The 26,921-nt window shown below is 45.8% G+C and carries 28 protein-coding genes; 13 read left to right on the top strand and 15 right to left on the bottom strand.

Going from position 1 to position 26,921, the window contains the following annotated elements; all coding sequences use genetic code 11:
* Position 1: 1 nt before the first annotated feature.
* From creD to ACMXI2_RS29890, 3 genes are read right to left on the bottom strand one after another with little or no spacing between them, the layout of a single operon-like run.
* Positions 2–1,327 carry a cell envelope integrity protein CreD gene (gene creD, locus ACMXI2_RS29900; protein ID WP_483779517.1) on the bottom strand — a complete coding sequence of 442 codons (1,326 nt, stop codon included), beginning with the start codon at positions 1,325–1,327 and terminating at the stop codon, positions 2–4.
* A gap of 54 nt (positions 1,328–1,381) precedes the next feature.
* The gene (locus ACMXI2_RS29895) at positions 1,382–1,678 is read right to left on the bottom strand and encodes a winged helix-turn-helix domain-containing protein (RefSeq protein WP_079469850.1); all 297 of its coding nucleotides are present in this window, start codon (positions 1,676–1,678) and stop codon (positions 1,382–1,384) included.
* Between the two features lie 8 nt (positions 1,679–1,686).
* Complete coding sequence (locus tag ACMXI2_RS29890) at positions 1,687–2,325, bottom strand: hypothetical protein (RefSeq protein WP_483779516.1); 639 nt, start codon at positions 2,323–2,325, stop codon at positions 1,687–1,689.
* A 135-nt stretch (positions 2,326–2,460) separates the two neighbouring features.
* Here ACMXI2_RS29890 and ACMXI2_RS29885 point away from each other — a divergent pair, with 135 nt between their 5' ends.
* Complete coding sequence (locus ACMXI2_RS29885) at positions 2,461–4,968, top strand: DUF5686 family protein (RefSeq protein WP_483779515.1); 2,508 nt, start codon at positions 2,461–2,463, stop codon at positions 4,966–4,968.
* A gap of 10 nt (positions 4,969–4,978) precedes the next feature.
* Positions 4,979–5,371: a hypothetical protein gene (locus ACMXI2_RS29880; protein ID WP_483779514.1), complete on the top strand. Its 393-nt coding sequence runs from the start codon at positions 4,979–4,981 to the stop codon at positions 5,369–5,371.
* A gap of 12 nt (positions 5,372–5,383) precedes the next feature.
* Here the strand turns inward: ACMXI2_RS29880 and ACMXI2_RS29875 are convergent, their stop codons facing one another.
* A complete protein-coding gene (locus tag ACMXI2_RS29875; RefSeq protein WP_483779513.1) occupies positions 5,384–6,565 on the bottom strand; it encodes an aspartate aminotransferase family protein in 1,182 nt (393 codons plus the stop codon).
* A 92-nt stretch (positions 6,566–6,657) separates the two neighbouring features.
* Between ACMXI2_RS29875 and ACMXI2_RS29870 the strand changes: the two genes are divergently transcribed.
* From ACMXI2_RS29870 to ACMXI2_RS29860, 3 genes are read left to right on the top strand one after another with little or no spacing between them, the layout of a single operon-like run.
* Positions 6,658–7,194, top strand: a complete 537-nt coding sequence (locus ACMXI2_RS29870; protein WP_079469855.1) for a gamma carbonic anhydrase family protein — start codon at positions 6,658–6,660, stop codon at positions 7,192–7,194.
* A 46-nt stretch (positions 7,195–7,240) separates the two neighbouring features.
* Positions 7,241–7,390, top strand: a complete 150-nt coding sequence (locus tag ACMXI2_RS29865) for a hypothetical protein (protein ID WP_159454294.1) — start codon at positions 7,241–7,243, stop codon at positions 7,388–7,390.
* Positions 7,391–7,399: 9 nt separating this feature from the next.
* The gene (locus ACMXI2_RS29860; protein ID WP_483779512.1) at positions 7,400–7,546 is read left to right on the top strand and encodes a hypothetical protein; all 147 of its coding nucleotides are present in this window, start codon (positions 7,400–7,402) and stop codon (positions 7,544–7,546) included.
* On the opposite strand, the gene rsgA is transcribed toward ACMXI2_RS29860, so the two are convergent.
* The 5 genes from rsgA to ACMXI2_RS29835 form a co-directional block, all read right to left on the bottom strand.
* A complete protein-coding gene (rsgA, locus tag ACMXI2_RS29855; RefSeq protein ID WP_483779511.1) occupies positions 7,547–8,482 on the bottom strand; it encodes a ribosome small subunit-dependent GTPase A in 936 nt (311 codons plus the stop codon).
* A gap of 248 nt (positions 8,483–8,730) precedes the next feature.
* Positions 8,731–9,741, bottom strand: a complete 1,011-nt coding sequence (locus tag ACMXI2_RS29850; protein ID WP_483779510.1) for a vWA domain-containing protein — start codon at positions 9,739–9,741, stop codon at positions 8,731–8,733.
* Between the two features lie 29 nt (positions 9,742–9,770).
* Positions 9,771–10,766, bottom strand: coding sequence for a hypothetical protein (locus tag ACMXI2_RS29845; RefSeq protein WP_483779509.1), 996 nt, complete (start codon positions 10,764–10,766; stop codon positions 9,771–9,773).
* Positions 10,767–10,790: 24 nt separating this feature from the next.
* Positions 10,791–11,657 (bottom strand): DUF58 domain-containing protein, encoded by an 867-nt coding sequence (locus tag ACMXI2_RS29840; RefSeq protein WP_483779508.1) that lies wholly within the window; start codon positions 11,655–11,657, stop codon positions 10,791–10,793.
* 60 nt (positions 11,658–11,717) lie between these two features.
* The gene (locus ACMXI2_RS29835) at positions 11,718–12,719 is read right to left on the bottom strand and encodes an AAA family ATPase (protein WP_483779507.1); all 1,002 of its coding nucleotides are present in this window, start codon (positions 12,717–12,719) and stop codon (positions 11,718–11,720) included.
* Positions 12,720–12,964: 245 nt separating this feature from the next.
* Here ACMXI2_RS29835 and ACMXI2_RS29830 point away from each other — a divergent pair, with 245 nt between their 5' ends.
* The 4 genes from ACMXI2_RS29830 (at position 12,965) to ACMXI2_RS29815 (ending at position 14,960) form a co-directional block, all read left to right on the top strand.
* Entirely contained in the window at positions 12,965–13,303 is a 339-nt protein-coding gene (locus ACMXI2_RS29830) for a hypothetical protein (RefSeq protein ID WP_483779506.1), read from the top strand.
* A gap of 9 nt (positions 13,304–13,312) precedes the next feature.
* Complete coding sequence (locus tag ACMXI2_RS29825; protein ID WP_483779505.1) at positions 13,313–13,975, top strand: peptidylprolyl isomerase; 663 nt, start codon at positions 13,313–13,315, stop codon at positions 13,973–13,975.
* A 101-nt stretch (positions 13,976–14,076) separates the two neighbouring features.
* Positions 14,077–14,457 (top strand): glycine cleavage system protein GcvH, encoded by a 381-nt coding sequence (gene gcvH, locus ACMXI2_RS29820; RefSeq protein ID WP_483779504.1) that lies wholly within the window; start codon positions 14,077–14,079, stop codon positions 14,455–14,457.
* A gap of 110 nt (positions 14,458–14,567) precedes the next feature.
* The gene (locus ACMXI2_RS29815) at positions 14,568–14,960 is read left to right on the top strand and encodes a VanZ family protein (RefSeq protein WP_483779503.1); all 393 of its coding nucleotides are present in this window, start codon (positions 14,568–14,570) and stop codon (positions 14,958–14,960) included.
* Positions 14,961–15,028: 68 nt separating this feature from the next.
* On the opposite strand, the gene ACMXI2_RS29810 is transcribed toward ACMXI2_RS29815, so the two are convergent.
* The 3 genes from ACMXI2_RS29810 to prfA form a co-directional block, all read right to left on the bottom strand.
* Positions 15,029–15,709, bottom strand: coding sequence for a YiaD family glycine zipper/OmpA-like lipoprotein (locus ACMXI2_RS29810; protein WP_483782423.1), 681 nt, complete (start codon positions 15,707–15,709; stop codon positions 15,029–15,031).
* Between the two features lie 225 nt (positions 15,710–15,934).
* Complete coding sequence (locus tag ACMXI2_RS29805) at positions 15,935–16,528, bottom strand: hypothetical protein (protein ID WP_483779502.1); 594 nt, start codon at positions 16,526–16,528, stop codon at positions 15,935–15,937.
* Positions 16,529–16,699: 171 nt separating this feature from the next.
* Positions 16,700–17,764: a peptide chain release factor 1 gene (prfA, locus tag ACMXI2_RS29800; RefSeq protein ID WP_079469866.1), complete on the bottom strand. Its 1,065-nt coding sequence runs from the start codon at positions 17,762–17,764 to the stop codon at positions 16,700–16,702.
* Between the two features lie 97 nt (positions 17,765–17,861).
* On the opposite strand from prfA, the gene ACMXI2_RS29795 reads away from it, so the two are divergent.
* Both ACMXI2_RS29795 and ACMXI2_RS29790 read left to right on the top strand, forming a co-directional pair.
* Complete coding sequence (locus ACMXI2_RS29795; RefSeq protein WP_483779501.1) at positions 17,862–19,007, top strand: amidohydrolase family protein; 1,146 nt, start codon at positions 17,862–17,864, stop codon at positions 19,005–19,007.
* 9 nt (positions 19,008–19,016) lie between these two features.
* A complete protein-coding gene (locus tag ACMXI2_RS29790) occupies positions 19,017–20,123 on the top strand; it encodes a mechanosensitive ion channel family protein (RefSeq protein WP_483779500.1) in 1,107 nt (368 codons plus the stop codon).
* A gap of 248 nt (positions 20,124–20,371) precedes the next feature.
* Here ACMXI2_RS29790 and ACMXI2_RS29785 read toward each other — a convergent pair whose 3' ends face one another.
* The 3 genes from ACMXI2_RS29785 to ACMXI2_RS29775 all read right to left on the bottom strand — a co-directional run bounded on the left by ACMXI2_RS29785 (position 20,372) and on the right by ACMXI2_RS29775 (position 22,506).
* Positions 20,372–20,866 carry a thioredoxin domain-containing protein gene (locus ACMXI2_RS29785; RefSeq protein WP_483779499.1) on the bottom strand — a complete coding sequence of 165 codons (495 nt, stop codon included), beginning with the start codon at positions 20,864–20,866 and terminating at the stop codon, positions 20,372–20,374.
* Between the two features lie 10 nt (positions 20,867–20,876).
* Positions 20,877–21,395 (bottom strand): MerR family transcriptional regulator, encoded by a 519-nt coding sequence (locus ACMXI2_RS29780; protein WP_483779498.1) that lies wholly within the window; start codon positions 21,393–21,395, stop codon positions 20,877–20,879.
* 139 nt (positions 21,396–21,534) lie between these two features.
* Positions 21,535–22,506 carry a M23 family metallopeptidase gene (locus tag ACMXI2_RS29775; RefSeq protein WP_483779497.1) on the bottom strand — a complete coding sequence of 324 codons (972 nt, stop codon included), beginning with the start codon at positions 22,504–22,506 and terminating at the stop codon, positions 21,535–21,537.
* A 351-nt stretch (positions 22,507–22,857) separates the two neighbouring features.
* Between ACMXI2_RS29775 and alaS the strand changes: the two genes are divergently transcribed.
* Both alaS and ACMXI2_RS29765 read left to right on the top strand, forming a co-directional pair.
* Positions 22,858–25,479, top strand: coding sequence for an alanine--tRNA ligase (gene alaS / locus ACMXI2_RS29770; protein WP_483779496.1), 2,622 nt, complete (start codon positions 22,858–22,860; stop codon positions 25,477–25,479).
* A 417-nt stretch (positions 25,480–25,896) separates the two neighbouring features.
* Entirely contained in the window at positions 25,897–26,919 is a 1,023-nt protein-coding gene (locus ACMXI2_RS29765; RefSeq protein ID WP_483779495.1) for a PDZ domain-containing protein, read from the top strand.
* Positions 26,920–26,921: the final 2 nt, after the last annotated feature.

Below are 26,921 nucleotides of genomic sequence, written 5' to 3'. Positions count from 1 at the left end.
TTTATTGCTGGATATTGGTGTTTTTCTGTCCTAACTTATCCCATTTGATAGTGGTGCTGAAATACATGAGCAGGGCGAGGATGATAAAGAGTCCTAAGCTTCCCATGAGCAGGGCCTGATCTTCCGCGCTGATAATCACATAAATGAATCCATAAAGGACAGTAAGTGTAGCCCCTATGCCGGCTGCAATGCGCCTGCTTTTAAAGGCAGCAGCCGTATATGCAATAATCAGACCTATTGTGAGTACACTGGCAATAAGATAAGCCATCGTAAAGTTAATTTGTTCTGAAATAGAGATGAGCAGGGTATAAAAAATACAAAGGGCTAACCCGATAAGGGCGTATTGCAATGGATGAAGGGCGCGGCGCTGTGACAGTTCAATAAAATAAAAGACAAAAAAAGTTAACCCAATGATCATGACGGCATACTTTACCGCCCGCATAGACATCTGGTAGCTTTCGGCAGGCATAAACAGCTTAATCCCGAAATCGGCCGAGTGGATATTAAACTTTTTGCCTTCCCAGCTTTGGGGATAGTTGCGGTTCAGGTGCTGGATCTGCCAGGTGGCGGCAAAGCCTTTTTCATCCACCCTGCGGGTTTTCGGAGGAAAGGCTTCATCAAAACCGGGATCGGTCCAACTGGAGTTAATGCCCACCGTGGTTGTTTTACCAACAGGAGAGAAGCTGATCCGGCCGGAGCCCTTTATGCCCAGCTCCAGGGAGAAGTTACCGCCCAGGGCGCCGGCGTCGCCGGGAGTAACGGATACCGGCGTTTGGATACCGTTGTCAAACAGGTCCTTGCTAACCAAACCGGGGTTAAATAAATAGGATTTGCCATTCCACATCATTTGCACCTGGTTACCAATGCCACGTAAATCGCTGATGCCAATAAGTACTGACGCATGTTCCCAATCTAAGGCGGAAGGAGGGATATTGAGCGACAACAGCTCATTGCGGTTAAAAGTGCCACTCAGCTGCAACCTGGCGTTGTATACAGCTACATTGAAAATACCGCGGTGCAGTTTCTCCGGTAATAATTCCCCGTTGATCCGTAAACTATCCGGCAGGAGATACACATAGGTTGCTTCGCTGGTTCCTGTCTTATACGGAATGGCCAGCACAGGTCCTGTAATATTCTGTTCGCCTCCCCAGCGACTGCTGATTTCCTGGGTGGCTTCATTTTGCCGGTCGCGGCGTTCCCAGATGATGTTTTGAATCATGGCGGCCGGCACCAGCAGTACCAGCATCAATACAAAAATGATGATCGCTTTAATAGCGTAGGCGTAGCGGTCAAAGAAAGAAGGAGATCCGTTTGTTGAAGGTTCCATATTTTTTATTTTTAGAAAGCACTTTGTATTTCAAAGTAAAAAGACAAAAAAAATTTATTTAGTGAATTTGATCATGTGCTCAAGTGCCGCGATATGGCCTTTGAAAGCTTTTTCGCCAGCCGCAGTGATCGCATAGGTAGTATTGGTTTTCCGGCCAATAAAGCCCTTATGCACTTTGAGATACCCGTTTTCTTCCAGTGTATTGAGATGTGATGCCAGGTTACCATCCGTTACTTCCAACATCTGTTTAAGATCGTTGAAATTTACTTCCTCGTTCACCATCAATACACTCATAACGCCCAGGCGTATACGGCTCTCGAAAATCTTATTTAAGTTACCTATCGGGTTCATGCGATTGATTAAACTGTCTCTTTCCGTTCATATTTCCACCACATCAGTGCTCCATAAATGATGTGCAGTAAACCGAAACCTATAGCCCAAAAATAAAGACCGTAGTTCAAATAGAAAAGATTAAGTATACCGAGAATAACTTCACAGATCCCCAGGTACCTTACATCCGGCAAAGTATACTTGCTGGCATTGATAATGGCCAACCCGTAAAATACCAGGCAGGTAGGAGCTATCAGTCCTTCCAGGTGGTTAAATAATAAACCCGCTATAAAAGCAGCACCTGCTGCCAAAGGAATCGCTATATTGATCAGCACCTTCCGGGAGGTTAAATCCCAGATGGGCAAATTATTTTTTCTCGCCTTGCGCCAGGTAAAAAAAGTGCCCGCTACCAACGCCGCCGCTAATACAGATAATCCCAAAACAATTAACCGGTACTTCAGCACTATGAAATCTGCATGATTATGTGTCCCCGTGGTGTTCCACCTGAAATAATACTCATTCAGCCACATATTGGCTATAAATGCCCCGATCAGGCCACAGATACCGGCGGAGATACCGCTTAGTCCACTCAGCGAAATGAAACGGCTGCTGCGTTCCATCATCCGCTTAATGTCTGTTATTGCCTCCAGATGTTGTTGGTCTGTCATACAAAAAAGTACTTTGCAATACAAAGCTAATAGAAAAATCTGAATCACAAAATATAATTTTTTGTTATAACTGCGTTACCTAAAGGATAGTGACTGTCCAGAATCGCAATAAATAATATAATATTGTTGTCAGATATGGTTGGCTGGAAAAGAATATTAGCAATAATCATCGGCGTAAGCGGCTGGGGTTCGGGTTTGATGGCGCAGCAGTACAAGGTTAGTGGAGTGGTCAGAGACGCGCACTCACAGGAAATCATTCCGTTCGCCACTCTTCAGTTTGTGCATACCCAAACAGGTATGGTTAGCAACGCGGAAGGGAAATACCTGTTCGAACTAAATGTTATCCCATCAGATTCATTGCTGGTCAGGGTAATGGGATATAACATCCTTAAATTACCCGTTAACAAAGAACAGAAAGAACAGGTCATCAACTTTGAGGTAACCCGCTCAGATGTTTCCCTGAAAACATACGAGGTGAAAGCCAACGTAAACTGGGCACTCATTCTACTTAAACAGATTGTTAAGCATAAACCGGAGAACAATTATAATCGCCTCGATAACTACAAATACGAGGTATATAATAAACTGGAGCTGGATATGAAGAATCTCAACAAAGAGAAACTTGGTAAAAACCGCTTCACCAAACCCTTCGCATTTATCCTTGATAACATAGACAGTACCTCCGAAGACAAACCTTTTCTACCTATATTCCTCACGGAAACATTGTCGGATTACTACTTCCAGTCGAGCCCCCGCAAAACAAAAGAAGTGATCAAAGCCGCCCGAACGTCCGGCATAGATAATGAAAGCGTAACCAAATTCCTGGGTGGGATGTACCAGAATGTAAATGTTTACGACAACTTCATCCCGGTATTTGATAAACAGTTTGTAAGCCCCATTCACCACAACGGCGCGTTCTACTATGATTACTCCATTGCAGATACCCAATACGTAAACAGCCAGCGGTTTATTAAACTAAACTTCACGCCTAAACGCAAAGGAGAAAATACTTTTATCGGTGATATCTGGGTACATGATACCACCTATGCCGTGCAGAAAACTACGCTGTCGGTGCCCCGTGACGCCAACATTAACTTCGTCCGTAAAATCAGTATGGTACAGGAATTCCGGCAACTGTCCGACAGCTCCTGGTTCCTGTATAAAGATAAATTTATTGCCGATTTCTGGGCGCCAAGCCCCAAGCCCGGGAAAACGTTTGATTTCATAGGTCGTAAAACCACGACTTATGATGACGTAGTGACGAATGATACTGCTGCGACCAACATCTTCAGTAATAAAAAATATCCTGAAAATGTGGTGGTGCTGGATAGTGCAAGAGCCCGGAAAGATTCTTTCTGGATGGACAACCGGCCGGAAAATCTCAGCAAAAACGAAGAAGGCATCTATAAAATGGTGGACACCCTCCAGAAAATGCCGCTCTTCCGGAGCTATTCAAATACCATCCGGTTCCTGGCCACCGGTTATAAACCTTTTGGCCCTATTGAATGGGGGCCTTACTATTACCTGTTTTCCCAAAACAGGCTGGAAGGTTTCCGTTTAAGACTAGACCTCGGTACCACCCCTCAATTCCATAAAGATCTGTACCTGTATGGCTACCTGGCTTATGGCTTCACAGATCATGTATACAAAGGAAAAATGTCTGCCCTCTGGCTGCTGAAAAGACATCCGCGCTCCTATCTGTATGCGTCTTTCACCAAAGATCTGGACAATGGCACGCACTATTACGATGAAGTAGGTACCGATAACATCTTTACCCTCGCCATCCGGAAAAATGGGGTGCCGCAAAAATTTCTAATGGTGAATGAAAAACGCTTTGAATACTTCAAAGAATATTACAGCGGTTTCTCTCACCAGATATCGCTGACGCACAAACAGGTAAGACCTTACGAGCCGCTTCCCACCACTGCGTTTTATCCGAAAGCGCCCAATGGCCGCGATCCGCTGACCAGCATGGAAGTAGAACTGAAATTCCGTTATGCCTTCCATGAACAATTCCTGGAAGGAAATTATTACCGGATCAGTCTGGGTAGCAAATACCCCATCGCGGAACTGAAATTTGCGGCCGGTATACCCGGCGTAGCCAACAGCGGGCAACAATATCAACGCCTTACACTGAGCGTATCAGATTATGTAAAGCTGCCGCCTTTCGGCTCCTTCTACTATAATGTTTTTGGCGGTAAAATTTTTGGTACCGTACCTTATACTTCGCTTGAAGTGCATCCGGGTAATGAAATTTATTACTACAATAAGTATGCTTTTAACATGATGAACCGCTTTGAGTTCATCAGCGATCAATACGCAGGTTTTAACGTAGAACATACCATTGGTAATGGTATCTTCGGTTATATCCCATTAATTAAAAAACTGAAATGGCGCCAGTTCTGGACTGCCAAAGGGGTAATAGGTTCTTTGTCTGAATCCAACAAACAACTGAACCTCAACAACGGGTTTGCATTCAAAACCCTGCAGGGGAATCCTTACCTCGAATTGGGTACCGGTATAGAAAACATTTTTAAATTCCTGCGGGTAGATTTTATCTGGAGAGTAACACCGGATGTAACACCGGGAGAACCTGCCAACAAGCGTTTTGGCGTATTCGGTAGTTTCAAATTACAGTTTTAACCTGCTGCTCATGAAAGATGTAACACATACCCCGCTGTTTGAATGCATCCTGCGGGGAGAAATAGACGGCAGCTCTTACGATCTTGAAAATGACTATCAATGCATCAAAATGCAATTGGATGGAGCAGAGAAAAAATTGCAGTTAAGATTTATCAATGATGACTATAAAATTATAGTAGAGTTTCACCAAACCACTATTACCTGTTTCACTATTCTGCCTGAAAAAAGTAGTGGCAGTACCTCGCTGACAAGCTTCTACCGGGGGCAATTCAAGTTTAACAACAATCTTCACGAAATCACCGCACAAGGCAAATACTATTACTATTTATCTTTCCTCGGCAACGATGCCATAGAGCTGTTTGCCAAACGTGTTACCCTTTCTTTAAGCCGGCTTAATTCCTGAATTAACCCATCATTAAATATGATCGGCTGCTTCGCAGATAACGCTGCACGCCCATTTAATTTCTTCGGGGGTAATAATAAGCGGGGGCACAATGCGCATACATTCTGCGGCGAAGAGGAACCAATCCGTGAGTACTCCTTTATCGATGCAGTAATCAATTACTTTTTTATTTACCGGGAAGCTTTCAAACTCTACTGCCACCATTAATCCCAATGAACGCACCGATTTAATGGCCGGATGTTTCAGATGGTCCACGAACAACTGCCCCTTTGCATTCACACCTTTCAGCAGATCCTGATCCAGCAGCGCCTGGAAGCCTGCACGGCCTGCGGCGCAATTTACCGGGTGGCCGCCAAACGTAGTGATGTGGCCTAATACAGGGCTGTTGGTCAGCGTCCACATGATTTCACGGGAGGCGATGAATGCGCCCAAAGGCATGCCTCCGCCAAGTGCTTTACCAAGCAGTAATACATCGGGCACAATCCCAAATTGTTCGAAAGCCCACAGCGTACCATTTCTTCCAAAGCCACACTGAATTTCATCCAGTATCAGCAAAGCGCCGGTAGCGGAACATTTTTCTCTTAGTGCGTGTAGCCATTTCCGTTGTGGAACAATTACGCCGCCTTCCGCCTGTACACTTTCCGCAATCACGGCGGCGGTTTTTCCGGTGATCAGTTCCAGTGACTCAAAGTTATTATACTCCAGGTGCTGTATACCCGGCAACAAAGGCCGGTAGGCATTACGCCAGTATTCGTCCCCGAGGATGCTCAGCGCTCCTTGTGTGGAACCGTGATAACTACGGTTAAAAGCAGCTATTTCCGGCCGGCCGGTGTATCGTTTGGCCAGCTTCATGGCGCCTTCCACGGCTTCGGCTCCTGAGTTGGTAAAATATACGCAGTTTAACTGTTCCGGAAGATATTGGGTAAGCAGGCTGGCAAAGGCCACCTGCGGCGACTGTACGAATTCGCCATATACCAGCAGGTGCATATATTGCTGCGCCTGTTCCTGTATTGCCTTTACAACGGCAGGATGGCAATGTCCTACGTTACACACACTGATACCGGCAATAAGGTCGAGATACCTTTTTCCGTTTACATCCCACATATACATGCCTTCCGCTTTCACGATCTCCAGTGCCAGAGGGGCGTCGGAGGTTTGCGCTACGTGCTGCAAAAAAAGTTGCCTGTTATTCATATCACTAAACTGCTCTGTTCTTTGCGAAGTTAGAAAACAACTGCTAATTAGTAATTGTTATATTTGTAACATAAGCACTAAAACATTTAATTATGGCGCACATTATTCCACTGAACGGAGTTACTCCTCAAATTCCTGAAGACTGTTACGTTGCCCCCAATGCTACTATAGTAGGGGATGTAGTAATGGGTAAAGGTTGCACAATATGGTTCAACGCTGTTGTTCGCGGCGATGTAAACAGCATCCGCCTCGGCGAAAATGTGAACGTACAGGATGGTGCGGTGATTCACTGTACTTATCAGAAAACCAAAACGATTGTGGGCAATAATGTGTCTATTGGCCATAACGCCATTCTGCATGGCTGTACTATCGAGGATAATGTGCTGGTAGGAATGGGCGCCATTGTGATGGACAATGCCCGTGTAAGCAGCAACAGCATCATTGCTGCCGGCGCAGTTGTACTGAGCGATACGCATGTGGAACCAGGCACCATTTACGCCGGTGTGCCTGCCCGTAAAGTAAAAGACATTGATATGGCCCTCATCAGCGGGGAAATCAACCGCATTTCCAAAAACTACAGCATGTACGCCTCCTGGTACCAGAACGCAGAAGAAGTAAAAGCGCCTTAACAATCATCTTACAAAAAAATGTTATATTGCAGGCAAATATCCTCCTATGAAAATACCCGTATGCCTGCTGATATTGGGAAGCATCCTGTTTGCCAGCTGTTCATCGCAGAAAACAGGATGCCCTGCCTCCAACTACTACACTAAAGAAATAAAGCAACAAAACCGTAAGGCAGGCAAACAAATGCGCCTGTTTTAAACCTATCCTATGCGCAAAGTTATCCCACTGGCCCTGGTGGCTATCATCATAGGCTTTACCGCCTGCAGAACACAGAAAAAAGGCTGTCCGCAACCCAAACGGAACTGGGGAGCAGAAAAAGTGCTGGACGAATTGGGTAAACCCCGAAAAGGCTGATCAGTATTGTTCTTCCTCAATGGTTTCCAGGATGGTAGCATAGCTCACATACCTGTCTACATCAATATGCCCTTCCTCTACGGCTACTTTCACCGCACAGCCGGGCTCATTGATATGCAAACAGTTATTAAACTGGCATTGGGCGATATAAGGTTGCATTTCAAGGAAATAGTGGGAGAGTTCCGGCTTTGGAATATCCACGATCCCAAATTCCCTGACACCGGGGGTATCTATCAAACAACCGCCAAAAGGCAGGTCGTACATTTCAGCAGAAGTAGTAGTGTGCAATCCTTTGCCACTCCAGCCGCTTACCGCTTTGGTACGCAGGTCGAGGCCGGGCATCAGTACATTGATCAGGGAAGATTTACCCACACCGGAATGGCCGGCCATTAAAGTGGTCTTATCTTTCAGCAGCGCCCTTACGGTATCTACACCATTGCCGTTCGCCGCAGAAATCAGCAATACCTGGTAGCCGATGCTGCTGTACAGTTCTTCCAGTTCTTCAAACTTTTCGTTTTCCTTCTCTTTATAAATATCCTGCTTGTTGAAAACCAGTATCACCGGGATGTGATAGGCTGCCGCGGTAACCAGGAAACGGTCGATAAAGCCCTGCGAGGTCCGGGGTTCCTTTACGGTACACACCAGCATCGCCTGATCCATATTAGCGGCTACAATATGTTTTTTGTTTTTACCGTGAGGGGAGCTGCGCACAATATAATTCTTCCGGGAGCCTATTTCGGTTATCATGGCATTTTTGGCGTTGGCATCGCTATCATCTTCCACAATTTCCACTACATCGCCTACAGCGATAGGATTGGTAGAAGTAATATCTTCATTCTTTTTGAAAATACCTTTCATCCTCGCCTGAAATATTTCACCAGTGGCCGTTTTAACCACATACCAGCTTCCCGTTGATTTATATACTGTTGCTTGCAATACGTTTGGATATTTATAAGATCCCCAAAGGTACGCGAATTTTGTCTTTCTCAGGATTACGCTGATTATACTGATTACCTTGATTTTACTTTTTTGATTTTATAAGGATTTTAAATGATTCGGGGAGATATAAACGGATATTTTCGCTTATATCTCCCCGAATCATTTAAAATCCAAAGTGATCAAATCCCTAAATCAGTATAATCAGCGTAATCCTGAGAAAGACAAAATCCGCTGCGTCGAAGACACTATGGCAGGCTCTTGAAAAGCGTATACCGCAGCACTGTTTCCAACAGGATGCAGCCTAACGCAATCATCGCCAGGAGGAAGAAATGTTCTGCAAAACGTTTATAGGAAGTAATTTCCACCTTTGTTTTTTCCAGCTGGTCAATTTCACCGTAGATGTTCTTCAGATCGTTTGTGTTGGTAGCCCGGAAATATTTACCACCGGTTTCCTTCGAGATCTTTTTCATCAGTGGTTCGTCGATCTGCACATCCTGCATCACCATCTGCACGCTGCCGTCAGACATCGGCATAGGAAACGGCGCTTTACCGATGGTCCCCACGCCAATGGTGTATACACGGATCTTGAATGCCTTCGCTATTTCCAGCGCGGTGAGCGGATCTACCAGACCCGTATTATTCACCCCATCTGTGAGGAGGATGATTACTTTACTTTTAGCGTGACTGTTACGCAACCTGTCTACTGAAGTAGCGAGCCCCATACCAATCGCGGTACCGTCCTGCAACATGCCGCTTTTCACCTGCATGATCTGGTTTTTCAGCACGGCATGATCAGTGGTGATAGGGCATTGCGTAAAGCTTTCGCCGGAAAATACCACCAGGCCTATACGATCACTGATGCGTTTGTCCACAAAATCCGCTGCCACTCTCTTTGCTGCCTCCATGCGGTTTGGCTGCAGGTCTTCCGCCAGCATACTGCCGGAGATATCAATGGCCATTACAATGTCGATACCTTCGCTGTCGATGCTTTCAGAGGTATTGGAAGTTTGTGGTCTTGCCAATGCTACAATCAGCGCAATCACGGCCAGGATACGCAGTACCAGTAATAAGGGTCTGAAACGTACTTTCCAGGATACCGGCAGTCCTTTCAAACCTTCAATAGAAGATACCATCATTACACTTTGCCGGCCCCTGCGCCGTGCAAAGTACCAGTATATCATCACCGGTACCAGCAGCAAAAGCCACAGGAAAACCGGGTAGGCAAATTCAATATTTTTCCAGGTTGAAAAATCCATCAATTTTTTAATTAAGATCCATGCTGATTTTATGCTTTCTCCAGGGTGGCATCAGTACCGGTTTCTTCTGCCGGACCAGTTTTCGGTTTGGTCCATTCCAGGATTTCTTCGGCCTTCTGCATACATTCCTGGTGTTCATCAGCGGTTGGCTGCAATTTGGCAAACTTTGCCAGATCCGCAATCGCCAACAGGGAACGCAGTTTGTCTCTTTGTTGGTTCAGCTTAGTTACCGGTTTAATATTCTGCAGTAATTCCTCGCTGGTTTGCTCCAGTGCAGCAATGCTGAACTGATGCTCAAAGTAGGTACGCAGGATATCCGTTAACCGGGTATAGTATTGTTTAATATCTCCCTGTTGCCATACCTTCTCTTCTTTCAATGCTTTCAGCTCCTGGATGGCAATTTCGTACGGGGAAACGGTTGGTGTTTTTATAACCGGCGCTGGCTTTTTACGGTTACGGAGATACCATATCAGGCCGCCGATGATGAGCACAGCTGCGGCGCCTATTACAATATACAGCCAGTAGTCCCAGATACTCCAGGCTACGCCCTTTATTTCCTTAATAGGTTTGAATGCTTTCGTAGTATCTACTGCCACGGTGTTTACATCTATACCAATAGGTAGTGTAACCGCAGAATCGGAGCCAGCACTGGCGCCGCTGAAAACTTCAAAACGCATGGGAGGAATTTCCCAATGGCCGGAGTCGAAACTGGTGAGGGTAAAAGTCTGATGAAGGATATGCTGATCCTGGTTTACCAGTGTATCAAGATTGGAGCGGGTTACCACTTCAAAATGATCGAGTGAATCGGGTAATACCGGGAAGAGCACTTTAAAGTTAGCGTCCTTAAACTGTTGCGCCGTCAGCGTAGCGGTAAGTTGCAGTTTTATCTGCTCACCTATCCTGATACTGTTGGTATCTGCTTTGGCGGTTACATCCACAGCCTGCTGTGCCAGCAGGGAGAAAGGAAATAACAACCCCAGTATGCAACATAAAAATATACGCCTTATAACTTCTTGTTTATACATGTTTAATTTGCTCTCCTTTAAATCTTATGCCCTGTTCAGGAAAAATGTTTGTAATGCTTTCACATAGTCCTCGTCGGTACGTACGCTCACTAATTCTGCGCCACTTTTCATAAAGGCATTTTTGCAATATTGTGAATGTTGCAGGAATTGCTGTTCATAGTACTGGCGTACACGGCGGTCGTTGGTATCCACCCACTGTGTAGCGCCGGTTTCAGCGTCTGCCACCTGGATCAGTCCTACCGGGGGCAGGTCTTTATCCCGCTGATCGTATACCTGTACGCCTACTACATCGTGCCGTTTGGCGGCGATGTTCAATGCATCCTGGTAATTTCCGGATAAGAAATCGCTCAGCATAAAAACGATGCTGCGTTTTTTTGTAGCGTTGTTAAAGAAACGCAGGGTTTCTTTAATATTGGTTCCTTTTCGTTTAGGCGTAAACGATAGTAGTTCACGGATGATGAAAAGAATATGTGATTTACCTTTTTTTGGCGGAATGTATTTCTCCATCCCATCACTGAAAAAGATAACGCCCACCTTATCATTATTTTTGATGGCAGCGAAAGCGAGTACAGCGCACAGTTCCGTGATCAGGTCACGTTTATCCTGCTTTTTGGTACCGAAGGAAGAGCTTTCGCTCATATCCACCAGCAGCATTACGGTAAGTTCTCTTTCTTCTTCAAAAACCTTTACGAAAGGATGGTTGAATCGTGCTGTTACATTCCAGTCGATGGACCTCACATCATCCCCAAAATGATAATCCCTTACTTCGCTGAACGACATACCGCGGCCTTTGAAGGCGCTATGGTATTCTCCCGCAAATATGTGGTTGGTAAGCCCTTTGGTCTTAATCTCTATCTGCCTTACCTTTTTTAGTATTTCAGCCGTATCCAATGGGAAAAATTTTGAGTTACGAATTACGAATAAATGCCCGGTCCGGCAGCTGTTCAGCTGCTATGGGACTTCTACTGCGTTCAGGATTTCACTCAGGATATTTTCGCTGGTAACATTTTCTGCTTCTGCTTCATAGGTTAAGCCTACGCGGTGACGCATAACATCGAAGCATATATTGCGTACATCTTCCGGAATCACATAGCCGCGGCGCTTCATGAAAGCGTAAGCTTTGGCCGCCCAGGCCAGGTTAATGCTGGCTCTTGGCGAACCACCGTATGCGATCAGCGGTTTCAGTTTATTGAGTTTGTAATCTTCCGGGTTACGGGTTGCAAAAACAATATCGAGAATATATTTTTCGATCTTCTCATCCATATACACTTCCCTCACCAGTTTACGCGCTTCGAGGATATCGGAAGGCTGGATAATGGGACGGATAGGAGCGGAGAGTTCCGGGTTCAGGTTTTGACGGATAATCTGTTTTTCTTCTTCTTTGGTAGGATAACCAATCACCACTTTCAGCATGAAACGGTCTACCTGTGCTTCGGGCAGGGTATAGGTACCTTCCTGTTCAATCGGGTTCTGGGTAGCCAGTACCAGGAAGGGCTCGTCCAGTTTGAATGTAGTATCGCCGATGGTGATTTGTCTTTCCTGCATGGCTTCCAGCAGGGCGCTCTGTACTTTTGCCGGGGCGCGGTTGATCTCATCTGCCAGGATAAAGTTGGCGAAGATGGGACCTCTGCGTACTACAAACTCATTCTTCTGCTGGTTATAGATCATGGTACCTATCACATCCGCAGGCAACAGGTCAGGCGTAAACTGGATACGGCTGAATTTTGCGTTGATAGCGGACGACAGGGACTTGATAGACAATGTTTTTGCCAGACCGGGTACGCCTTCCAGCAGTACGTGGCCCTGGGCCAGCAAACCGATGAGCAGTCTCTCCACCATATAACGCTGGCCAACAATTACTTTACCTAACTCCATTGTGAGCAGGTCCACGAAGGCGCTTGCCTGGTGAATCTTCTCATTCAGTTGCCGGATGTCGGACGATGTATTTTCCATGCTAATAATTTTTCAGGTGTGCTAAAATAAACATTCTCTGGTCAAATAAAACTTATCACTATGTGAATGGGCCGTTAAAATGCTGTTAAACTTGCTACTATGGCTCATTTCCGGCTAATAATCATTCAATGGCGCTGCCTAAATTAATAAAGCCCGGCATATTTATATAATATTTTTCCCTATAACGTACCTTTGCGGGGAATAAGCCGTTGGCAAAACGCCAACAATTTAAAAGCAACAGTCATATGGAAGATTTTGAGAAGCGCTGGAAACCGGTAGAAGATATGCTTACAGAAAGGTTTGGTAAAAAGCCTAATATGGAAGCTATTCTGTTCCTCATCGGCGTAAATGAAATAAATAATTTAAAGAAGAAATATACCAAGGAACAGAAACAGGATCTGATGCACGTGGCAGTATGCACGCTGCTGAGCCAGAGCGGCTACTTTGAGCTGGATGGCTATGATAAAGACGGATGGCCGCATTTCAAAGAATTACAACCTGTTCCGCCAATGGAAATGATGGAACAGGAAACCTTCCTGAAAGAACACGTAATTGCTTACTTTGCCGGTCATGAAGAAGCCTAATACACCTTTATGAAGAAACTGCTACTCCTTTGTACCCTCTTTTTGCTGATTGTTGGCCCCGGCACTGCCAAAGACCGGAAAGTAAAAGTAACTACCCCTTATGGCACCATGATCATCCGGTTGTATGATCAAACCCCGAAACACCGGGATAATTTCATCAGGCTGGCCAGGCGCCACTTTTACGACAGCACGTTGTTTCACCGCGTTATCGGGAGCTTTATGATCCAGGGCGGCGATCCGGATTCCAAACACGCCCATCCGGGGGATACGCTGGGCAATGGCGATGTGGGCTATACCATTCCGCCGGAATTCCAGCTGGACTTATACCATCGCAAAGGCGCACTGGGAGCGGCCCGGGAAGACCGCCCCGACAAAGCCTCTTCCGGCTGCCAGTTCTACATTGTGCAAGGCAAAGTGTTTACCGATGAACAACTGGATAAACTGGAGCAAACAAGACTTAAAGGCCGCAAAATACCAACGGATCAGCGGCAGGTATACAAAACAACAGGCGGCAGTCCGCACCTCGATCAGAACTATACGGTGTTTGGCCAGGTGATTAAAGGCATGGACGTGATCGATAAAATCGCCGCACTTAAAACTGACAGTCACGACAGACCACTGCAGGACGTCCCCATGAAGATCCATGTCATGAAGAAATGGCTGATCTTCTAAATAAAAAAAATACCATGTCCGGGGAAAGTCAAAATTTAAGATAGCTTCCTGTCAAAATCATAATAGTTTCTGTATTTTTACGGCTCAAAATCAAACTTGATATGAATTTTCCGTCAAATCTGCGTTACACAAAGGATCACGAATGGATTTTATTAGAAGGTAACGTAGCTACCATCGGCATAACTGAATTTGCACAACGCGAATTAGGCGATATAGTTTTCGTTGATATCAACTCATTGAGTAAGACAGTAAACGCCGAAGAAGTATTTGGTACAGTAGAAGCTGTAAAAACAGTATCTGATCTGTTTATGCCGGTTGCAGGTACCGTTAGTGAAGTGAATCCTGAACTGGATGGTTCTCCGGAGCTGGTAAACCAGGACCCTTATGGTCAAGGCTGGATGGTGAAAGTAACCGTTAACAACCCGGCTGATGTAGAAGGGCTGCTGGATGCTGCTGCTTACCAGGCGCTGGTAGGTGAATAACTCCAACCAAAATAATCTTTTATATAAGAAAGGACAACAGGCTACGTTATTGAACGGTGAGCCTGTTGTCCTTTTTACTAGAGATAAGTAACCCGTTTAAAAAAAGGATCATGAAACTCCTGAGATATTATCTGCCGGCTATTCTATGGATCATCCTGATCCTTGTTTTGTGTACCCTGCCCGGGAAAGATATTCCCTCCAACTCATTTTTTGACAGCATCCATTTTGATAAGTTTGTTCACTTCGGCCTGTTTGGAGGCATCGTTTTATTTCTGAGCCTCGGCATCTACCGGCAAAAAAAACACATCTCTGCGGGCACCCTCGCGTTGCTGGTGGTATGTGCGGCCGGTTATGGTCTTGCAATAGAGTTTATCCAGGAATACTGGGCCATTGGCCGCAGCTTTGATATGTATGATGTGGTGGCCGACACCCTGGGCGCTATTGCCGGCGTATGGGTATTTAAAATTGTCAGATACCTGTTCTTCAACAACGTGGATAAATAAAAATCCCCCCTGTAACCAGGGGGGAATGTATATCTGCTTATGAGAAATAAGTGTTCTTAATATTTTTATTACTGTTGACCAGCTTCTTTCTTCGCATCATTTTTCATCTTATCATTTGCGAAGATAGAGAACTCACAACGGCGATTGGTAGCGCGGTTAGCGTCTGAATCATTTGGCACTTTAGGTTGTGATTCACCATACCAGAATCCCTGGATACGGCTCTTGGCAATACCCTGTGCTTCCAGATAAGCCATCACACTCTTGGTTCTTCTTTCAGATAAACCCATGTTGTACTCATCTGTACCCTTATCGTCGGTATGACCTTCCACACGTACATAGGTGTCAGGATACTTGTTCAGGATAACAGCCAGTTGCTTGATATTGTCCTGGGCTACAGTAGACAAATTAGATTTATCAAAACCAAATAATACACCTGCATCAAATGTTACGTTGATACCTTCACCCACACGTTCTACGGTCGCATTTGGTACTTCTGTTTTTATTTCCTGTGCCTGTTTATCCATTTTTTTACCAATCAAAGCACCACCGGCGCCACCCAATGCAGCACCAATAATAGCTCCTAATGCGGTATTACCGGCTACTTTACCAATTACAGCGCCAGCGGCAGCTCCGCCACCAACACCAATTGCAGCACCTTTTTTAGTATTGTCCATGCTCTGCCAGGTTTTACAACTGAACAACATGGTTGCTGACAAGACCAAAGCTACCAGAACATTGATTTTTTTCATCATAATAAATTTAGACATGAAGGTTTTTTTGCATTAATTCCATTGACAAAACTAATTGAAAAACTTGTAAGCAAATAGTTTGCCAACTTGATTTAGCGTGCACAACATATTGATCAGTAGAAATAAACAGGCAATAAAAAAACTGCAGGCATAAATCACATAACAATAATTGCGCATGCAAAGGTAACGTGTACGACTATACAACAATCGAAGTGGCGAAAAAGATTACCCAAGCAGATTTTTTAATAATCCGCCGATACCGCCGGCGTCGCCAGCCTGTTGTTGCTGTTGCTGCTGCTGGGCGCCGTTTGATAACAGGCTCTTTAAATCATCCAGGTTAACCTGTCCGTCGCCGTTTTTATCGAGGCCGCCGGAAAGCCCGCCCAATATACCGTTCAGGTTAAGTCCCTGTGCAGAGCCGCCGGTAAGTGAGTTCAGGATACCATCCAGGCTGAAGCTGCTATTGTTAGGGTCTTTTGTTTTATTTACCAGGGAGCCTAATACTGTTGGGATCAGGGTGGCCGCCAGTTGCGTGGCTGTACCTTTATCCAGGTTGAATTTCTCCAGGAGTGTTCCGATAAAGTTGTTGGAGATATTTCCTACCACAGGATTAGCGGCAGAGGTATCACTACCGGCGCCACCCAGTAAAGACAGCACTCCTTCTGTGTTACCACTGGCCAGTTCCTGTTGCAACCCCGTTGCAATGGAAGAAGTGGCAGCACCAATTACGGCTTCATTCTGTTCATTAGGAATAGCAGGGTTGTTCACCACAGTACCCTGGGCATTTTCGCGGACGAGGTCCATTAATTGCTCTAACATTTGATGATGATTTAGGGGGAGAAAAAGGTTTTCCTTTAGCGCTACGGCTTGTGACCGCTGACTAAATGTAGGATATTTTGTGTGATTACGAAATTAACCTGCTGAAAATTTGTGGAAAGATAACAGCAAGGGGATAGCCGTTACTTTCCACAAATCTGAAACCGATAATTATTAACTGCCCTGCTTCAGCTTCTCCGCGTTTTCTGCGAACTGGAGGGCGTCTATCATATCTTTAATATCTCCATTCATAAAAGCGTCCATATTGTATACGGTCATACCAATACGGTGGTCTGTTACACGCCCCTGCGGGTAGTTGTAGGTACGTATTTTAGCGGACCTGTCGCCGGTAGATACAAGGCTTTTACGCTGGGAAGCAATGGCATCTTCATGCTTACGCACCGCTGCTTCGTATATGCGGGTACGTAGCATCTTCATCGCAATTTCACGGTTAGAGTGCTGACTGCGTCCTTCCTGGCACTCTACTACCACACCGGTAGGGATATGCGTTAACCTTACAGCCGACTCAGTTTTATTTACGTGCTGCCCCCCCGCACCAGAGGAACGGAAAGTATCCATTTTAATATCAGCCTCTCTTACATCCACATCCACTTCTTCCGCTTCCGGCAACACCGCTACGGTAGCCGCCGAAGTATGCACACGTCCGGAAGCCTCTGTGGCCGGCACACGCTGTACCCGGTGTACGCCCGATTCAAATTTCAGGGTACCATATACATCATCACCGTTTACTTCCATCACTATTTCCTTATAACCACCCGCAGATCCTGCATTTTCACTCAGCAAACTGGTTGTCCAGCCTTTGAGCTCACAAAAACGGAGATACATACGGAAGAGGTCTCCCGCAAAAAGACTCGCCTCGTCGCCACCGGTACCGGCGCGGATTTCAAGGATGGCATTCTTTTCATCCTGGGGATCTTTTGGTATCAGCAGGTTGCGGATCTCTGCTTCCAGGGCAGTTTTCTGCTCCTGCAATTCTTCCGTTTCGGCTTTGGCCAGTTCACGCATTTCATCATCGCCACTGTCCAACACTTCTTTGTTAAATGCAATATTGTCCAGCAATTTACGGTAGGCATCATATGCCTTCACGATCTTTTCCAACTGCCGGTATTCCTTGCTGAGCTGACCAAACTTCTTGTTATCACTAACAACCGCCGGGTTGGTAAGCGCCATCGATACCTGCTCGAAACGACCTTTTATAGCTTCCAGTTTGTCTATCATAATTATATTTGACTTTTGAGTACCCTTTCCAACCGGAAATGATACTGCCAATCGGGTTGCAAAATTAACACCATTAACTTAATTAAACAGCAGGTAATTGAAACAGATCAAATTAAAGGGAAAAGATATATTTAACGGTACGCATCTGCTGGGACCCGGAAAAGTATTGACACTTACTGAAGATGGCGTAGTGACGGGCATTGTAGCCGAATCTGACGCCGGCGGCGATGTCAGGGAACTGGATGGAATACTATGCCCGGGATTTGTAAATACCCATTGTCACCTGGAATTATCCCACATGAAAGGGGTAATTCCGGAAAAAACCGGCCTGCCTGCATTCCTTACCCAGGTGATGCAGTCCAGGAATCAAACCACCGGCGACTATAACGCGATTATGGACAAGGCCGAACAGGAAATGTGGGAAAGCGGCATCTCCGCTGTAGGCGATATCTGCAACAGCACCGCCACCCTCGTAAAGAAACAACAGGGCAGGATGTATTACCATACCTTTGTGGAATGCATGGGCGTGGCGCCCGCAGGCGCCGATAGCCGCTACCAGTATAGTATGAACGTACTGACGTCGTTCCGGGAAATCAATGGCTCCCACCATACCTGTTCTATTGTGCCACACGCTCCGTATTCGGTTAGCAACGCCCTGTTCGGACTGCTGGCCGGTACCCCGGATAACGCACCGGTATCCATCCACAACCAGGAAACACCCGCAGAAAATGAATTGTATCAACAAAAAACAGGGGCGTTCCTTTCTTTTTACCAGCACTTCGGCATGGATATCAGTGGCTTCCAACCTACCGGTACCAACAGCCTGGAAGCTTATCTGCCTTATTTCTCCCGGAATAAAATCCTGCTGGTACATAACACCTTTACCTCCGAAGCTGATATCCGTTTTGCACAACAGCAACCAGTGGAAACCTGGTGGTGCCTTTGTCCGCAGGCGAACCTGTACATCGAAAACCGTTTACCGGATATTCAACAATTCCGGCAACAGCAATGCAACATCACGCTGGGTACCGACAGCCTCGCTTCCAATCACCACCTGTCCATCTGGGAGGAAATAAAAACCGTCCGCTCACATTTCCCGGAGATTCCGTTGGAAGAAATATTGCAATGGGCTACATTTAACGGCGCAATGGCCCTGGGCATACAGGACACCTATGGCAGTTTTAACACCGGCAGTAAGCCAGGTGTAATATTGATTAACCAGGAAAGCAGCAGAATTATTTAGCTATAACTTATGAACGCGTTTTTAAACAAAGTAATTTTAGACAACCCCGTACAGGATTACCTGATATTGATCGGCGTTTTATTGTTTGTATTTATTATCAAACGGTATATTTCAAAAGGACTGGCCACTATCCTGTTCCGCCTGGTAAGACACTGGTCGCCGCAAATTGAAGAAAAAGATTTTATCAGCCTGTTGCTGCGGCCCCTGGAATATTTTTTCCTGTTAGTCACCTTCATGCTCACCATCGACCGCTTTACATTTCCGCAGGTGCTTAATGTCCATGTTTATAACAAGGCGACGCTGCATAATGTTACCAATACCTTACTGAGCCTGGCGTTGAGTATGAGTATTATCTGGATCATGCTGCGGCTGATCGATTTCATCGCCCTGGTACTGGAAAAGAAAGCAGATCTCACAGAAGATAAAACCGATAACCAGTTCATTATTTTTTTCCGGGATTTTTTCAAGGCCATTATATTTATCATGGGCGCCATTGCCTTTATCCGCATCCTTTTCGGACCGGGGCTGGTAGAAAAGATCATCGCCGGTTTGGGAATAGGTGCGGCGGCCCTTGCATTGGCAGCGAAGGAAAGTATAGAAAACCTGATCGGCTCCTTTATTATCTTCTTTGATAAACCATTCCGTGTAGGCGACAGCGTTAAGGTGGATTCCTGGCAGGGTACTGTAGAAAAAATTGGTTTGCGCAGTACGCGTATCCGTACACTGGAAAAGACTTTCGTTACGGTTCCCAACAAAAAAATGGTGGACAGTATCCTGGATAATCTTTCCCTGCGTACCCAGCAGCGGGTAGCTTTAAAGCTGGAACTGGGAACAGATACACCGGCAGACACCCTACTGCTGTTTTTACAGGATGTACGGCAAATGCTGAACAACAACTCTAATGTACTGGAAAACCCTACGGTAAACCTGAATGACTTCACCAAAGACACTTACGTGATCCAGATCATTTTTAACACGTATATTATTGACGGCGCCCAGTATAACGCATTAAGGGAAACAGTGAATCTTGGTGTGATTAAGCTGATGGAGGCGCGTGGACTCAAGTTGCCTACTACCTCTACAACCGTTACGCTGAGCGACCTGCGGGCGGAGTAGAGCGGAGGGATCGCCTTCGGCGATGTTAAATTGTCTTGGAGCAGGATTACGCAGATTAAACTGATTTTTCTGATTTAATTATGTATTGATTTTTATAAATGATTAAGGGAGATATAAGCGGACATATTCGCTTTTATCTCCCTTAATTATTATTAATCATTAAATCAAAACCTGATCAAATCAGAAAAATCAGTTTAATCTGCGTAATCCTGCTCCAAGACAATTTAACATCGCCGAAGGCGATCAATCTATTCCTTCTCCTTCTTTGTGCTGCTCAGCAGGATGCGGGAAATATCGGCCTCAATTGACTCTTTTGGTGCGCCTACGATACGGCCTTCTTCTTTACCATCCTTGAATACGATGATAGTAGGTAATTTCTTTACTTTATAATCTACCGGTGCATCTGTTTGCAGTTTTTTATCTGCGGCAAACATTACAATCTGTTCGTCAGGGCTGCCGCCGGTGATCATTACTTTATATAACGCTGGTACTACCTCCCGGCTGGTATTGTCCCAGGTACCCATTACCACTACCATGTTGAAGTTGGCGCGGTTGGTTTTAATATAGTTCAGCATATTGTCGTTAGGCTGGTAGCTGTTTACACCTTTGTAGAACCACGTTGCGGAGGTGTCATTCATCAGTGTTTTCATATCTATCTTGCCCTTCAGTACTGTTTCGTTCTGTGCCCATGCCAGGGATGAGACTAACAGGCCACCACCCAGTAGTAATGTTTTCAATCGCATAATGTTGTTTTTATAATTGATCTTTCAGTTCCGTTAAGAAACCACGTACCTTTAGCAAAGCCTGTACCATTTCAAAATTACGGGCCGCCAGCTTATGATCTTCTTTCAGTTTTTGCTTGGCGCCTTCTATCGTATATTTTCTTTCCCGCAGTAAATGGTAGATTAATTTAAGGTGGTGAATATCTTCCTGCCGGAAAAGGCGGTCGCCCTTCCGGTTCTTTTTGGGTTGCAGTATATCAAACTCATTTTCCCAATAACGTATCAGCGACGTATTCACCTTAAACATGGCTGCAACCTCACTGATCGAATAATACTGTTTATCTAATACCAATTTATCCAATTCCATAATCAGATCCGGGTCCTCCGATAACTCTTTCAATGATTTACGCCCCCGTTTTTTCCCAGGTATGGTGGTTGCTACGGCAGCTTTCTTGCTGCTGGCCTTTACTTTTACTTTAACTGGTCTTGTAACCGCAGCTTCTGTGGGATGCGGTACTCCAGATGTCGAAAAAAGGTCTAGCTGGTGCATCGTAGTAAAAAACGAGGTGACAAATATCTTTTACAAAGATGAAGTTAAGCTTTTAGCTTGTAGCTTGTAACATTCAGACCTCATTTTTTGGGTTTAGACAACTTACTGAAAGCCCGCAACTAGCTAAAAGCTAATAACTTTAGTCAAACGACTGGTTTCCTGACCTGGCCATTTTGAGCATCCGGTCAAACTGTTCCGGGGTAAGATCATTAAAGAAGAAATACACCGGGTCCACCTTATCCCCGTTTTTAATGACTTCGTAATGGCAGTGCGGTCCGGTGGATTTACCGGTGCTGCCTACCCAACCCAATACATCGCCGCGTTTCACTGCCTGTCCGGCCTTTACTTTCATGCGGAGCATGTGGCCGTAGAGGGTTTTATAACCATATCCATGTCGTACTATCACGTGGTTGCCGTAACCCACATCACTCAGGCTGGCCTCCTCGATAACACCGTCGCCGGTGGCATAGATAGGCGTGCCGCTGGGCGCCGCAAAGTCGAGTCCAGCATGGTATTTCATGGTTTTATAAATAGGATCGATCCGGTACCCGAAGCCGGAGGCAATATGTTTAAGATCTTTATTGGAAACCGGCTGGATGGCGGGGATGGAGGCCAGCATCTGCTGTTTGTTCTTCACCATCTTATCAATTTCGTTGTAAGATGTTTCCTGTGCTTTTACGCGGTTATTGAGTTCTTTCAGGAGTACGGAGGTGGAGGCGATAATCTCGCTGCTGGCAAAGGATTGCAGCTGGGCGGCTTCTTCGTCCCGCTTAACTTTACCCATACGGGTACTGTCCGGGATAGGAGAGGCTTCAAATATAACCCGGTAAATTTCATTGTCACGGTCTTCCAGCTCGGCCAGTTTTCCCTTTACTTCCCGCATCCGGCCCTGCAACGCATCATATTTTTCTTTCATGCCTTCCAGGTCGCGGCGAAGCGATTTCTCTTTTGGAGAGTCTACCAGCCGGTATGCCACAGAAAGAAAAATAGCCCCGGTCACGATAGCTGCAGACACAAACCCCAGTATTCTCAGGATTTTTACCCGCAGAGAAACCACGAGCTTCTCGTATTTTAATGTTTGGGTATTATAAAAATATTTAACCTTCTTCATGCACCAGGGTGTACTTTATGCGCCATAGTGCAGTGAACGCTATGACAGCCGATTTATTTCACGAGGTACAAACTTATGGATGGGTATCGTTGGCATTTCTTTTCCCACTTAACTATTTTTGCCGGGTAAACACAACCTGTTTTGCATAATCATACAGGTTTCGATATTTTTGCACTCCCTTTAACACGGCGGGAAAATAAGGCGCACAAACCTACTGTAATTAGATTAAAACATCAACCTTTTGATTGTCAATTTTCTAACTACTTCATAAGGGCTTGAAATACAACTACAAGCCCCCAATCGGTTACGCCTTATAAGATATAAAATACATATTAATTTGTATCAATATTTATGACAGCATCCGAAATAAGACAGCAATTCCTGGACTTTTTTGCGTCAAAAGGGCACCAGATTGTCCCATCTGCCCCCATCGTTATTAAAAACGATCCCACCCTGATGTTCACCAACGCGGGTATGAACCAGTTCAAGGATTACTTCCTGGGCAACAGGGTGCCTCCCAACAAAAGGGTGGTGGATACGCAAAAGTGCCTGCGGGTAAGCGGCAAGCACAACGACCTGGAAGAAGTAGGTATTGATACTTACCACCATACCATGTTTGAAATGCTCGGTAACTGGAGCTTTGGCGACTACTTTAAAAAAGAAGCCATCGCCTGGAGCTGGGAACTACTCACAGAAGTATACAAAATCCCTAAAGACAAGCTCTACGTGACTGTTTTCCAGGGAGATGAAAAAGAAAACCTGCCAAAAGACCAGGAAGCATACGACTTCTGGAAAGAACATATCGCAGAAGACCGTATCCTGCTGGGTAATAAAAAAGATAATTTCTGGGAGATGGGGGACACCGGTCCATGCGGTCCATGCTCGGAAATCCATGTAGACTGCAGACCTGCAGCAGAAAAAGAATTGGTTGACGGTAAAACCCTCGTGAATGCCGACCACCCACAGGTGATAGAAATATGGAACAACGTATTCATGCAGTTCAACCGCCTGAAAGATAAATCCCTGGAGCCACTGCCTGCCCAACACGTAGATACAGGTATGGGACTGGAACGCCTGGTGAGAGTATTGCAGGATAAAACCTCCAACTATGATACGGATCTTTTCATGGGCACCATTCACACCACAGAAGGACTTACCGGTAAAAAATACGCCGGCACGGATGATAAAAAAGATGTAGCCTTCCGCGTAATCGCCGATCACATCCGCGCAATTTCCTTTACCATCGCCGATGGACAGCTGCCATCCAATACCGGCGCCGGTTATGTGATCCGTCGTATTCTCCGCAGGGCGGTACGTTACTATTTCTCTTTCCTCGATGTGAAAAAACCCTTGCTGCACGACCTGGTACCCGTACTGGCGGCGCAGTTTTCGCATGTATTCCCTGAACTGCAACAGCAGATGGATTTTGTGAAGAAAGTAGTATTTGAAGAAGAAAACAACTTCCTGCGCACCCTGGAAAGTGGTATCCGCCGGATCGAAGATTTTATCCAACACGCTGCCACCAAAGCAGTAGACGGAAAAACAGCTTTTGAACTGTATGATACCTACGGTTTTCCTTATGACCTCACCAGCCTGATAGCCTCAGAAAATGGCTTTTCTGTAGATGAAAAAGGCTTTGATGCTGCCATGAAGGAACAGAAAGACCGCTCGCGCGCCGCCACAGAACTGGATATGGGCGATTGGGTAATACTCGATGAAACACCCAATTCCGTTTTCGTAGGTTACGAACAACTGGAAAGCACCACCAAACTGCTGAAGTACCGCACCGTGAAAGCAAAAGGTAAAGAGCAGTTCCAGCTGGTACTGGGCCAAACGCCTTTCTACGCTGAAAGCGGCGGACAGGTAGGAGATACCGGTACCCTGCACTTCGGCGATGAAGTAATTCATGTAACCGACACCAAAAAAGAGAATAATCTCACCATACATTTTGCAGATAAACTGCCTGCACAACCGGATGCGCCTGTAAAAGCCGCCATAGCCAAGGATAAGCGCCATAATACAGAGCGCCATCACTCGGCCACCCACTTACTGCACGCGGCACTGCGGCAGGTATTGGGCACACACGTGGCACAGAAAGGTTCATTGGTAAATGCAGATGCCCTGCGTTTCGACTTCTCCCACTTCGCCAAAGTAACCGACGAGGAACTGGCGCAGATAGAAGCCATTGTAAACGAAAAGATCCGCGAAAACATACCGGTGGTGATCCGTGAACTTCCAAAGGAAGAAGCCCTGAAACTGGGTGCTATGGCCCTCTTTGGCGAGAAATACGGCGACACTGTACGCGTGGTGATCATAGACCCGGTATATAGTGTGGAACTTTGCGGCGGCACACATGTCAGCTCAACCGGCGAATTAGGCCAGTTTAAATTTGTTTCAGAAGGAGCAGTGGCCGCCGGCGTACGCCGCGTGGAAGCCGTAACAGGCGCTAAAGCAGAAGCCTTCGTTAACGAGCAATTGCAGCGGCTGAAAGAAATTAAGGCCGCCCTGAAAAATCCGAAAGAACTGGTGAAGTCCATAGAAACACTGATCCAGGATAAATCTTCCCTGGAAAAACAACTGGAAACACTGGAGCTGGAAAAGGTACGGGCGCTGGCAGCAGTAATACGCCACCAGGCGGAAAACATCAACGGTGTTAACTTCCTGGGCCAGGTAGTGAATGTAGGCAACGCGGAAGGACTGAAACAACTTTCTTTCCAGCTGAAAAATGAGATCCCGGATCATGTACTGCTGTTTGTTGCCAATGTTGGCGGGAAAGCCAGCGTGGCGCTCAGTATAGATGAGAAACTGGTGGCATCCAAAGGATGGGAAGCGCCAAAGATCATCAAAGAATACATTGCTCCACTGATCAAAGGCGGCGGCGGTGGCCAGAAAACCTTTGCCACAGCAGGCGGACAGGAAACAGACAAACTGGATCAGGTAATTGCTGCGGTAAAGAAACTACTCACCGCATAAAATAATGCTCACAGCATAAAAAAGATGAGGGCTGACCAAAAAGTCTATTGGGCTTTTAGGTCAGCCCTCTCTTTTTTACTCCATTCATATAGTTTATTCCATTCATATATTGGGACATAGTGCATGGGGAGTGCATTAACAGTGCATTAATAGTGCATGAGGAGTGCATGAGGAGTGCATGAGGAGTGCATGCTAACAGTATAGATAGTGCATGGATGATCCATGATATACGCAAGTCCGAAGTACTGGAGAGGCATCCGGGAAGTAGGGGCGGTTTCCCCTTCAAATAATGAAAAAATACGCTTTGTAGCGTACTTCTTTTGCCTCCAAACCATACATTTTAACTTTTTCTTTCCTGAACCACCCTTTAATTTTGCCGCATTAGTTTAAATTTAATCAACAAAATACCTAAACACTATGACCAGGTTACTGCAAATCCTCACTATAGCGGGTTTTTCCTGCTTCACCATGAGCGCGGTATCTGCGCAAACGAAAGACACTTCCAAAAATCAGCTGGGAGAGTTTGATGAAATTGTAATCAAACACAAAGGCAACAAAGACGGTAAAGTGACCGTGGAAATCAAAAACGGCGATGTGCTGATCAATGGCCAGAAACTGGACCGGTACAGTAACTCCGACCTCACCGTTTTCCGCAGGAAGATCACGCCGCGCGATGGCAACGCCCTCACGTTTGACAGCAACAGTTTACAGGGAGGCAGCTTTGATTTGTTTAATGACAACGATGAAGACGACGATATAGAAATGCCGGTGATGAACAAAGCTATCCTCGGTGTAATCACTGAAAAAGTGGCTGCCAGCGGCGTAACCGTAAAGTCAGTGGCAAAAGGCACTCCCGCTGATAAAGCAGGCATAAAAACCGGCGATATCATTACTTCTGTAGATGATAAAAAGATCAATGAACCGGCAGAATTATTTGAAGAAATCGGTAAACATAAACCAGCAGACAAAGTAACGGTAACGTACATACGTAATACTAAAACAAACAAGGTAGCTGTTACCCTCGACGAAAGAAAAGAAATGGATAACGGCTGGACCATGCATCCGCCTTTATCTGCACTGCCAAAGAACGGACCGAGATCCTTCTCTTTCCCTATGCCGCGCGGTTTCCAGGGATTTGGCGACAACTGGGATAACAACGAAAAACTAGGCCTCCGCGTACAGGATACCGAAAAAAATGAAGGCGCACAGGTAATCGAGGTGGCTCCTTCTTCTGCAGCTGCAGCAGCAGGTTTCCAGAAAGACGATATTGTACTGGAACTTGCCGGTATACCGGTTAAAAATGCAGCAGAGCTATCTAAAGCATACCGTGAAACACAGGTCAAAGTGAAAGGCGACGCACCGGCAAAAATCCGCCGGAATGGCGCCGATAAAACGCTGATTATTAAGTTGCCCGTGAAACTGAATAAGGCGGATATATAAGC

The sequence above is a fragment of the Chitinophaga sp. G7 BAM 1005 genome, from assembly GCF_057126945.1.
This window is presented reverse-complemented; position numbering and strand designations above follow the sequence as displayed.